The sequence below is a fragment of the Okeania hirsuta genome (genome assembly GCF_003838195.1).
Lineage (GTDB): Bacteria > Cyanobacteriota > Cyanobacteriia > Cyanobacteriales > Microcoleaceae > Okeania > Okeania hirsuta.
On record NZ_RCBY01000431.1, the window covers coordinates 1 to 3,344 of the forward strand.

Consider the following 3,344-nt stretch of genomic DNA (forward strand, 5'->3'; position numbering starts at 1 on the left):
TGATGAACCACATAGTCATAGCCAAAACCCTGTAAGGGCAAATGGGTATTCGCCCCTACTAGACATCTGTTCAATAATTGATAATTACCTCTCCCTAAAAGGAAGAGGATTGAATAAAAGGAAAATTTTTTCTCTCTTGGTCTCATGGATATGGCGAGGAGACCCGCTCTTGACAGAGTCGCTCCGAAGATCGCCATCCCACCCTTCGGGAAGCTGCCCTAACGACCCCTTGTTTCTCCGCGGCGAGTTAGAAACTTTAAACCTTAAGTATTCGGTAAAAATAAAAAATCAAATCAATTATCACACAGAAATTATCAATTATTTCTCCCTACTGCCTACTGCCTACTCCCTCTTTTGTAGGAGATGTCTAATAATTAAATTTGAGGTGATATCAACCTTCCCCATAGCAATAAAAACCAAGGGATTTTGAAATTTGGTATTAACCAGGCATATTTTCTCAGTGCAGGAATAGTAAAAGGAATTAAAAAACGAAGGGAACGTACAGATATAGGACAATTACCATTCTCATCTAGAATATTATATTTTTCAGCAAGTTCAGCAACAATTCGCACCTTACCCGTATGACTCATAATACTTGGTTCAGCAGCCAGATTCGCAATAACTCTACCTATAAACAAAGGAGTTTCCCAATTTTCACTATCACCAAAACTATCTACAGTATTGCTTTGACTCATTTGACTCAATTGATTGGTAAAATTAATTATATGTTCTGTACCGACAATCCCCGGCCAAATAGATATAGAAGCAATATTATCTGCTTTTAACTCTACTGCCATATCTGCTGCCAGGCGATCGCTTGCTGCCTTACCCGCACCATAAGCAGCACCAAATAGATAAGACATACCACCCCAGGAAGAGATAGTAAAGACAATTCCCCCCCCACGAGGAGCCATCATTCGGGCAGCAAATACACTGCTAATATAGTGACTGCGAAGACCTACATTATTAACCAGGTCCCAAAGGCTAGGTTCAGATTTCCAGAATGGCTGACCGTAGGCATTTCTAATAGCTTCTACTCCGGAGAAGACATTGTTCACTAATATATGAAGTTGTCCCTGTTGTTCATTTTCGATGCGCTCAAAGAGTAACCGTACTTGCTCGTCATCCCCATGATCTACTTGAACAGGAATACACTTACCACCAGCTTTTTCAATAGCTAACTGTGTTTCCTGGAGAGTACCGGAAACGCCATCGTTAACACAAGGTCTTTCGAGACTACGACCTGTAATATAGATAGTAGCACCGGCCTCACCTAAACCTATTGCAATGCCCTTACCTATACCCCGCGTTGCTCCTGTAACCAATGCTACTTTACCTTTCAGGTCTGTCATAATTACTTACTATAGTTTACCAAATACAGTTTAGCGAAAAATGATGCCTCAACCAAACTTATCAGGGATTTTACAGTTCTGGTGGTTAATTCCGTTGCTATTGAGTATATTAGGACTTTTTTTCAGTCTCTGGATTATAGTTCCTGCTCCAAATTATTTTTTTTTACGTTTTGCAGTGGGATCTCCTGAAATTAGCCCTTGGCTGATTTGCCTGAATCTGTTTGTGCTTATACTAACAGTTTTTGTTCACAAAACTTGGTTGTCTGGTATCATCTTCATCTCTAGCTTACTTGGCCTAATATTAAGTTTACTGCCACTGAGCCAGCTAGCTACTACCAAAACTAACTTTGCTGTTGAGATGGAGACGGTTTTGGGAACAGACTATTTACAAAGTGTTCCTGAAGACTTAAAAGCCCAAATGCGCCCCCAACCATTTGTCCTTACAGACGTTTTTCGCGGGCTTCCTAAAAAGGAAGTTCGGGCCCAAAGAGGTATTGTCTTTGCCAGTCCCGATGGAGTAGACCTCAAACTAAATGTTTACCAGCCTTTAGTTACACAAAAGTTGCAGAAGCTTCCTACTGTGGTAATTGTCTACGGTGGAGCTTGGAGACAAGGCAGTCCTGATAACTATGAGAGGTTTAGTTGTTACATAGCAGCTCAAGGCTACTCAGTAATAGCTATTGATTACCGCCATGCACCCAAGTATAAATTTCCCGCTCAACTCGAAGATGTACGAGCAGCCTTGCAGTATATTCAAGCCCATGCGGATAATTTGGAAGTAGATATTGAACGCATAGCGATAATGGGTCATTCAGCAGGAGGCCATTTAGCAACTCTGGCTGCTTACGAGCAAGGTGCTATGCCTTTTCGAGCAGTGGTAAGTTACTACGCACCTAGTGACTTAATAGAACAGTTCCGCAATCTACCTTTTCCCAATCCTATCAATATAAATACTGTCCTGCGGGATTTTTTGGGAGGAACACCAGACGAACTCTTAGAACTGTATCAAGAAGCTTCTCCCAAAAGTTATGTTAGACCTGCTCTTCCCCCTTCTTTACTGGTTTATGCAGGTCGCGACCACATCGTAGAACCTAAGTTTGGACGAGTTTTATACAATCAACTGCGAGCAACTGGCAACCAGGCTATTTTTTTAGAAATCCCCTGGGCAGAACACTCCTTTGACGCAGTTTTTCCTGGGATTAGCAATCAGCTTGCTTTGTATTATACCGAACGCTTTTTAGCATCTGTGCTTCACGGGGTGATATAGAATCCGTAATTAGATGGGGAGTAGGGGAGTAGGGAAGTAGGGGAGTAGGGCAGGGCTAATTCTTTGTCGTAGCGAGAATATTTGCAACCCTATTTTTTGTTGAGTTCCTGTGCTTTCTACACTCCCCACACTCCCCACACCTCCCACACTCCCCACACCTCCCACACTCCCCACACCTCCCACACTCCCCACCCCCTCCTCTTTTTTTCTAGGCGTGACAATAAATTCACCCTGGGGGAGTAGGGGAGATGGGGAGCTTGAGAAATATTTGGTAATGGTTGAAGATGGAACATTTTTTTATACCGAATTCAACGGACTTGATATGAAAATAGCTTCAAAACCATTGTGGGATAATGGTTTCAACTATTACAACGCTTTTCACTCTTGATGAACCACATCTTCACAAGCAAAATCTTGTAGGGGCGATTCGCGTAATTAGGAGCATTCCGTAGGAAATCGCTCCTACTGTGGTTTACCCAAATGAAAACCGCTGTAAGACCCTGTCTAAAATATTGATTTTTCGCGTTTGATAATAATAATCATTTTAGGACTTACGCAGATACGCTATATATAGCCCTCAAAACTATTGTCCAATAGTCATTGGACTCTATACATAGTGCCTTTGCGTAAGTCCTGATATCATGTCCGTTTATATCGTTTGTGTAAACCCAAGGGTGAATATCTACAGGAAATGATGGTTTTTTTCTTGCGAGGGTAGCCTTCTT

At 41.9% G+C, this 3,344-nt stretch carries 3 protein-coding genes; 1 reads left to right on the forward strand and 2 read right to left on the reverse strand.

The features are described 5' to 3' along the window. Positions 1–374: 374 nt before the first annotated feature. The gene (locus D5R40_RS31375; RefSeq protein WP_124155759.1) at positions 375–1,352 is read right to left on the reverse strand and encodes an SDR family NAD(P)-dependent oxidoreductase; all 978 of its coding nucleotides are present in this window, start codon (positions 1,350–1,352) and stop codon (positions 375–377) included. A gap of 223 nt (positions 1,353–1,575) precedes the next feature. On the opposite strand from D5R40_RS31375, the gene D5R40_RS31380 reads away from it, so the two are divergent. Next, on the forward strand, positions 1,576–2,619 hold the full coding sequence (locus D5R40_RS31380) for an alpha/beta hydrolase (protein ID WP_240041693.1): 1,044 nt from the start codon (positions 1,576–1,578) through the stop codon (positions 2,617–2,619). Positions 2,620–2,628: 9 nt separating this feature from the next. On the opposite strand, the gene D5R40_RS37190 is transcribed toward D5R40_RS31380, so the two are convergent. Beyond that, the gene (locus tag D5R40_RS37190) at positions 2,629–2,811 is read right to left on the reverse strand and encodes a hypothetical protein (protein WP_192901338.1); all 183 of its coding nucleotides are present in this window, start codon (positions 2,809–2,811) and stop codon (positions 2,629–2,631) included. Positions 2,812–3,344: the final 533 nt, after the last annotated feature.